The organism is Pseudomonas sp. PICF6, assembly GCF_009831705.1.
GTDB lineage: Bacteria > Pseudomonadota > Gammaproteobacteria > Pseudomonadales > Pseudomonadaceae > Aquipseudomonas > Aquipseudomonas rhizophila.
This window is the reverse complement of record NZ_WUUD01000016.1, coordinates 202,613-209,954: the sequence shown is the minus strand read 5'-3', so window position 1 is coordinate 209,954 and position 7,342 is coordinate 202,613. Positions and strand designations below refer to the sequence as shown.

Sequence of the window (7,342 nt, the reverse complement as noted above, 5' to 3'; positions counted from 1 at the left end):
AGGTGACGCAGAGCGTCACGGGATGCATTCCCACGCAGAGCGTGGGAACGATCAAAAAGCTGCTCTTTTGGCGAGGGTGTAGCACCTGCTCAAACGTCCAGAACCACGGTCTCACTCCCCTGTGCCGGTACTGCGCAACAGATCAGTACCTCATCTTCGGCAACCGGCTCGGCCGGACTGTTCAGATAATGCACCTGCCCCTGGCTTAGCCGGGTTTTACAGGTGCCGCACGAACCGCCGCGGCAGCTGAACTCAGGGCTCAGGCCCCGGGCTTCGGCAAGCTCCAGCAGGGTCCCGCTGCCCGGTTCCCAGCGGGCCTCCTTGCCGGAGCTGGCGAACAGGATCTTCACCGACTCGCTCGATGCAGGCACTTGCGGGGCCGCTGGCACGCTGACTTCGGCGTCGCGTACCAGTGTGGATGGGCCGAAGGTTTCGGCATGAATGCGATCGTCTGGAATGCGCAATTTGCGCAACCCGTCATACAGCGACTGGGTGAAGCTGCCGGGCCCGCACAGGTAGTAGTCGTAGTCATCGAGCGCCAGCAGTTGCTTGAGCAGTTCCACATCGATCCTGCCCGTCGCGTCGTAGCCTTGCCCCACACCTTCCGTAGGCGGCTGGCTGACCAGGCGCAGTACCTTTACCTTGCCTGCGGCACGCTTGACCAGCTCATCGATTTCCTCGCGAAATGCCAGGTCGGCAACCGTGCGCGCGCTTTGCACCAACCAGACCGGACGCATCCGACTCATGCGCAGGCCCTGATAAACCACCTCGCGCAACATCGACAACAGCGGCGTCACACCCACGCCCGCCGCCAGCAGCACCAAGGGCCGCCGCTCAGCGGCCTGAACGGTGAAATGCCCTTGGGGCGCTCGCGCCTCGATCTGCTGCGCCACCTCAATCCGGTCATGCAGATGCGAGGAGACCAAGCCCTCGCGCTTGACGCTAATGCGCAGGAAATCATCCGACGGTGCGCTGGACACGCTGTAGGTACGAATCGAGGGTGTTTTCTGCCCCTCCAGCGAAATCCGCACGGGCAAGTGCTGGCCAGCGTCAAACCGGGGCACGCCCGCTCCGTCGGCTGCTTGCAGGTAGAAGGAGCGAATGTTGTGGCTCTCATCCACCACACGAACCACGCGCAATGGGCGCCATTGGGTCCGCAGGGCTTCGGCCTGCAAGCGCTCGGCGGCCTGCTCCCAACTGCCAGTCATCAATGAATTGGGCGAGTCACCCGCGCTCTGGTCCTTCCAGCGCAACGGGATCGCGGCCTGGCGGTAAACCACGCGCTGCGGCTTGAAGCGCAGCAGCCGCTCGGCGCCCTGGAACGCGGCAATTTCGGGATCGTCCAGCAATACTTGGGCGGAACCGGTCATTTGCAGAAGATCGCCGGTCTTGAAATCGACGAAGATCAGGCCTGCGCGGGGATTGAGCAGGATGTTGCCCAGGGTGTTGAAGAACAGATTTCCGGAGAAGTCCGGGATGGTCAGCGTGCCGTCCTCGTCCATGCGCACAAAACCTGGCTTGCCGCCGCGGTGGGACGCATCGACCTGCCGTTCGCCGTCGCGCTCCACATAGGTGGCGATGTAGAACGAATCAGCCGCCGTGATCAGGCGACGAGCCAATGGGTCCGTTGCCACCAGGTGCCGAACGTCACCGGCCTGTTCGCGGACAAAGGAATATTGGCGCAGGTTGATATAGCGAGGGCAATTGCCATAGGCCTGGCTGACGGAAATCTCCAGCCCGTGATCGAGCAAACGGCGAATGTTGCCGTTCATGCGATTGCGCCGACGGGTGTGCAACTCGATACCCAGCATGCCGATGGCAGCCCCCTCGCCCATGCCCTCCTGGGCCGGATCGCTGGGTTGTGGCTTGAGATTGATCTGCAAGGTTTGCGGATCAGGTGAGCTCATGAAACCGGGTTTGCCGGTGCGCAAGGTCGCCCACACGTCACCTTGCCGATCCACGGCGCCCAATACCACGAAAGGCAACTGTGCGTAGAACTCCCGGTGCTGGTCCGGCATCCAGTTGCGCGCCAATTGTCGCTGGCCGACGCTGGTCATCATGTCGACCGCACCGACCGAGCGTTGCAAGGTCAGTTCGCCTTCATGCCAGGGTGAGGATTGTGGTTTCGCGGCTTCGTCCATCAGCTACTCCTCGCGCCCGCAGCCTTGCAGGCTGCGTTAAGACGCTACGGTCAGGGGGACTGCGCTACGCCTCTTGCCGAGGGTGCATTGCAGGTGGGGTTATCTTCTTCCCAAAGGGATTGGGGAGGAATACGCACGAACTGCAATCCACTGTTTCATAAACTGGAATGAACACGTCCAGGGCGCCTGCGGGGAATCACCAGGGCCGGACAGCGTGCCCGCTCATCGCTGAAGGTCAGCGCCCCAGCGCAAGAGCGATTTTCAGTTGCAACTCGTTTTCGGAGAATGGCTTGTGCAACACAGGACGATGGGCGAACTCATTCGGCAGCCCGCTGGCACCGTATCCGGTGCTGAACAAAAACGGAATCTGGCGCGCCTGGAGAATTTCGGCAACCGGAAAAACCCGCTCACCGGCCAGGTTGACATCGAGAATGGCCAGGTCAATTGCCACCCGATTCGCCACTTCGCAGGCCGTAGCGAGCCGTGCCACTGACGCCACCACCACGCATTCGAGCTCTTCCAGCATTTGCTCGACCAGCATGGCGATGGTGCCTTCGTCCTCAACCAGCAGCACCCTGACTCCGGGGAACGAACTCATGGGCTGGACGCCTGGATCAGAAACGAGATTCGGCAGCAAACGCCCTTCGGGTCGAAGGTCAGGTCAAATGTCCCGCCCAAATCGCGCTCGATGCAGCGCTTCATCAAACGCGAACCCAACCCTTCCCGCTTGGGTTGGGCCACCCGTGGCCCGCCCTGCTCGCGCCAGTCCAGGGTCAGTAGCATTCCATCGGATTGTGGTTGCACAACCCACTTCACTGAAAGCGTGCCCGTCTCTACTGACATCGCGCCGTATTTCAGTGCATTGATCGCCAGTTCATTGAGGGTCATGGTGAGGTTGAGCGCAACGCGGGTGCCGACATCGACAGGGTCGCCCTCAACCACGATTCGACTGGGTTCCTGGCCAAATATCGGCATCAGCACTTCATGGGCAAGGGACCCCAGCGGGGTATGGCCCCAATGGCGCCGGGTCAACAGATCGTGAGCCCGGGACAACGCAAGCAGCCTGGCTTCGAAACGCCTGTAACCGTCGTTCGCATCCTCGGCATTGCGCGCCGTTTGTGCCGCCAGGGATTGCACGGTGGCCAGGGTGTTCTTGACCCGATGATTGAGTTCGTCGATCAGGGTCTTCTGCCGGTTCTGCGCCTGATTTCGCTCGGTGATGTCCACCAGCATGTTGATAGCGCCCACCAGGTTGCCATCGGCGTCATGCAGCGGTGTGGGATACGGCGCAAACGGCACACGAGTGCCATCCGGCCGTTCGGCAATGGCCTCGACACCACGTATCGGGCGGTTTTCCTTCAAGGCCACCGCCATCGGGCACTGGTCGTGGGGAAGCGCGCTTCCATCGGTATTGAATATTTTCCAGGTCACGCACCACATGTCCCCCAACTGTGGGGTTCGGCCAGACAATTCGACAGCCGCCCGATTGAAGAAGGTGATGCGCCCTTGTGCATCGGTTGTATAAACCGCAGCGGGCAGAGCCTCGAGAAGATTGCGCATATGCCGTTCGCTTTCGCGAATCTGGCTTTCCATTTGCTGGGCGAGCGTGACGTCGATGGTGAAACAGCGTGTGTGAAAGAGCTTACCGTCCTCGAAACGCCCATTGGAGGTAATCGCTACATGCCGGATCGTGCCGTCTTTGGCCCTCAACCGCGCCGGGTAGCTGTCCAGGCTTTCGCCGCTGCCCAGTTTATTGAGGATGTCACCAATAACGGGCTCATCCACATGAAACTCCGTAATGTGGCGGCCGATATATTCGTCAGCCGTATAGCCCAGCATGTTCAGCTCGGCCTTGTTCGCACGCTGGATGATGCCCGCGTTGCTGACAATGTGAAGCCCCACCGCGCTGTTTTCAAAAAAATCCTCGAGGTCGGCACTCTTGCGACGAAGCTCTTCGGCCATCGCATGACGCGCCGAGACATCCTGAAAACAGTTGATCGCCCCTTGAATGGCCCCGCGCCGATCCCTGAGGGCCCGGATGTTCACCAGCGCCATAAGCCGCGTTCCATCCGAACGCTCAATGATCACTTCCTGATTGCGTGTCGCAGCGCCGGTAATAAGCACCGAAGCCATGGGGCAGTCTTCGAAAGCCAGCGGCGTGCCATCCGGTAAAAAAAGCCGGTGCGAGCCGCAGAAGCGGTCACCGTTTTTCCCGATAATGGGCGTCCTGCCCCATAGCTCGGCCGCTTCACTGTTGTACCTGACGAGCCAACCCTCGTGATCACAGAGGTATACCGCCCCCGGTATGGCGTCTAGCGCGCTCGCGCCCAGGGTGAGCAGGCTCTGGTACTCGCTCGGAGCGCAAACCTCCACGGCAAGCTCTTCAATGTTCGACATCTGGTAATCCTCAATCCGCCTGGCTGAAACGCCCACGCTCTCCATCGCCCCCGGTTTACGGCCGGAGTCGGTGATTCCAGCTCGGATAATCCTTCTGAATGCGGGTTCGGATATGTTTCATAGAGCCGTTATGTTGGAGGTCTAGATCCCTATTCACCGCGCTAGTTCATGAAAGTTCAACAGGTTCGGTGTTTGAACCTGAACAGGGATCTTTTCTAGCGCGCTAAAGAGCAGCAATTGAGTGTAGTCGGCCTCGTGTTTGTCGAACCATTCGCTTCAGGACCTGTGCTTGCAGATTGAAACATGACAGCCGGTCTATCTATATACGACAAAGAACAGGCGCAACGGATTTGATCTTCTATGATTGCTCCAGCAAAGGAGTTTATTCCGATGAGCGAATCAGAAGCACGACTTCTGCGCGTGCATTCCCTTAAAACCGCTTGCTCCAACTGCAGCGTGCTTGAGCTGTGCCTGCCTATCGGGCTGACGGGCGGCGAAGTCGAGCGTCTGGACACCTTGATCTCCCAGCGAGTCAAGGTCAAAAAAGGCACGGCGCTGTACCGCACCGGCGATCCGCTGCGCTCGTTGTATGCAGTGCGGCTGGGTTTCTTCAAGACCAGCGTATTGTCGATAGACGGTCGCGAGCAAATCACCGGTTTCCAGATGCAAGGCGAAATGCTCGGTCTGGACGCCATCAGCACCGATCATTACGCCTGCAATGCAATAGCGCTGGAAGACAGCGAAGTTTGCCCGATTCCTTTCAGCAACCTGGAAAAACTTGCCCACGATTTGCCCTCTTTACAGCACAACCTCAACAAGCTCCTGAGCCAGGAGATCGTGCGCGACCACAGCATGCTGCTGTTGCTTGGCAACATGAATGCCGATGAACGTCTTGCGGCGTTTCTGCTGAACCTGTCTCAGCGACTTAACATGCGCGGTTACTCCTCCAGGGAATTCGTCTTGCGCATGAGCCGCGAGGCTATCGGCTCTTATCTGGGCCTGCGGCTGGAAACGATCTGCCGGGGTATCGCGCACCTGCGAGAAGAGGAACTGGTAGAAATGCATGGACGCAACGTCACCATCCTGGACCTGCCCGGCCTCAAGCAAAAAGTGGCTGGTTGCCATCGTCATTCAGAGCGGTGAAACCCTCTCGAGGCGCTTGCATCACTGATCACCTGCCCGTCGCCTGATCGCCCGCCCCGCTGACACGGTCGACCGCCCTGCTGACTTTCATCAAATCACAGGCTGTTGCCCCGACAGCGCGTTGACCCACTTACACCCTTGTTGATTTAGCTCAATGTGTCGGCATCACCCAGGCGTAGAAAAAGCAGACCGGGCCCTGATAGCCCCGCCCGCTTCGCATTACCTGGAGGACGCCACGATGAGCGACTTGACCCTGCGCAAGACCATTCTGGAAGAACTGGAATTCCAACCCGACCTCAATGCAGCCCATATTGGCGTGGCCGTGGACAATGGCGTCGTCACCCTTTCCGGTCATGTCGGCAGTTATGCAGAAAAGATCAGCGCCGAACGCGCCGTCAAAAGCCTCGAGGGCGTGCGCGCCGTAGCTGAGGAAATCCAGGTCCGATTGAATAAAAACGCCGGCACCGCAGACGACACCATTGCCAATCGCGCCTTGAAGATCATCAACTGGAGCTGCGACGTTCCTGAAGGCGACATAAAAGTCATCGTGCAGAACGGCTGGGTCAGCCTGGAAGGCGAAGTGGAATGGCAATACCAGAAAGAAAGCGTGGAGCGGTCCGTGTTCAAGCTGTCCGGCGTGGTGGGCGTGAACAATCGGCTAACCCTGCGCCCTCGAGTGGACGCGGGCAACATCCAGCGTCGTATCGAAGAGGCCCTTAAACGCAATGCCGAAGTGGATGCCAAGGCAATTCACGTCAAGGTCGATGGGGATGTGGTGAGGCTCGAAGGCAAAGTCCATTTATGGCGACAGCGTAAAATCGCGGAACGGGCGGCCTGGTCGGTGCCGGGGGTCAGAGAGGTGGACGATCACCTGTTGCTTGTCTGGGTCGCAGGCCCGTTCGCAGTCCCGCCGCTCTACCCCTGAGACGCGGCGATCGACTCCCGTTGCCAGGCCCGCTGCAGCAAATCGATGACGATTTCATCGGATGTCTGAGGAAAGTCCTTGTACCAATAGCCTATGGAAACCAGCCAGTCAGGGATAAGCGGACAAATTACCTCATCCACTTCGCTGCGTAGCGCCTCCACTGTTTCAAGCGGCCCAACCGGCACGGCGACCACAACGCGCGAAGGCCCTTGCGTGCGGACCGCGAGGATCGCTGCCATCATCGAGGCCCCCGTCGCCAGACCGTCATCAATCAGGATGACCACCTGGTCCTTGAGTTGTACAGGCCCACGAGTGCCTCGATACGCCTGCTCACGACGCAACAGCTCCCGGGTTTCCCGGGCAACCACGGCGTCGAAACTGGGCTGATCAATCAGATGGGCACGAAGAGCGTCGTCATTGAGGATCTGTATGCCACCACTGGCAATGGCGCCCATCGCGAACTCAGGGTTGGACGGCACACCCAGTTTGCGAACCAGCATCAGATCAAGGCGCACGTGCAGAGCGGTGACCACTTCATAAGCCACTGGAACTCCGCCGCGGGGCAAGGCCAGGACGATGACATCGGGTCGATGGGCGTATTTGAACAAATGTTCCACCAGCCCTTGCCCCGCTGCGCTGCGGTCCTTCCACACTGTTTGCATTGAGGGACTCTGACTCATTGGAAAACCTCCACAGGCTGTTGCGCCCCGTCGTTCAGCGTCAATCCAGCGTCCTC

Annotated in this window: 6 protein-coding genes; 2 read left to right on the top strand and 4 right to left on the bottom strand. The window is 59.5% G+C overall.

Annotation, left to right across the window (positions count from 1 at the left end; genetic code table 11):
• Positions 1-89 precede the first annotated feature (89 nt).
• From GSM73_RS08730 to GSM73_RS08720, 3 genes are all read right to left on the bottom strand, one after another.
• The gene (locus tag GSM73_RS08730; protein WP_107322321.1) at positions 90-2,141 is read right to left on the bottom strand and encodes a pyridoxamine 5'-phosphate oxidase family protein; all 2,052 of its coding nucleotides are present in this window, start codon (positions 2,139-2,141) and stop codon (positions 90-92) included.
• 235 nt (positions 2,142-2,376) lie between these two features.
• Positions 2,377-2,739 (bottom strand): response regulator, encoded by a 363-nt coding sequence (locus tag GSM73_RS08725; RefSeq protein ID WP_076384348.1) that lies wholly within the window; start codon positions 2,737-2,739, stop codon positions 2,377-2,379.
• Positions 2,736-4,574, bottom strand: coding sequence for a PAS domain S-box protein (locus tag GSM73_RS08720; protein ID WP_372241369.1), 1,839 nt, complete (start codon positions 4,572-4,574; stop codon positions 2,736-2,738). Before GSM73_RS08720 ends, GSM73_RS08725 begins: the two co-directional genes overlap by 4 nt.
• Positions 4,575-4,928: 354 nt before the next feature.
• On the opposite strand from GSM73_RS08720, the gene fnr reads away from it, so the two are divergent.
• Positions 4,929-5,681: a fumarate/nitrate reduction transcriptional regulator Fnr gene (gene fnr / locus GSM73_RS08715; protein WP_047225683.1), complete on the top strand. Its 753-nt coding sequence runs from the start codon at positions 4,929-4,931 to the stop codon at positions 5,679-5,681.
• Between the two features lie 238 nt (positions 5,682-5,919).
• The gene (locus tag GSM73_RS08710; RefSeq protein ID WP_160892202.1) at positions 5,920-6,606 is read left to right on the top strand and encodes a BON domain-containing protein; all 687 of its coding nucleotides are present in this window, start codon (positions 5,920-5,922) and stop codon (positions 6,604-6,606) included.
• On the opposite strand, the gene GSM73_RS08705 is transcribed toward GSM73_RS08710, so the two are convergent.
• Positions 6,597-7,286: a phosphoribosyltransferase gene (locus GSM73_RS08705; protein WP_160892200.1), complete on the bottom strand. Its 690-nt coding sequence runs from the start codon at positions 7,284-7,286 to the stop codon at positions 6,597-6,599. The genes GSM73_RS08710 and GSM73_RS08705 overlap by 10 nt on opposite strands.
• Positions 7,287-7,342 lie beyond the last annotated feature (56 nt).

Coding starts and splice junctions, on each gene's coding strand:
- GSM73_RS08730 (WP_107322321.1), bottom strand. CDS start 2,141: ATGGACGAAGCCGCGAAACCACAATCCTCACCCTGGCATGAAGGCGAA.
- GSM73_RS08725 (WP_076384348.1), bottom strand. CDS start 2,739: ATGAGTTCGTTCCCCGGAGTCAGGGTGCTGCTGGTTGAGGACGAAGGC.
- fnr (WP_047225683.1), top strand. CDS start 4,929: ATGAGCGAATCAGAAGCACGACTTCTGCGCGTGCATTCCCTTAAAACC.
- GSM73_RS08710 (WP_160892202.1), top strand. CDS start 5,920: ATGAGCGACTTGACCCTGCGCAAGACCATTCTGGAAGAACTGGAATTC.
- GSM73_RS08705 (WP_160892200.1), bottom strand. CDS start 7,286: ATGAGTCAGAGTCCCTCAATGCAAACAGTGTGGAAGGACCGCAGCGCA.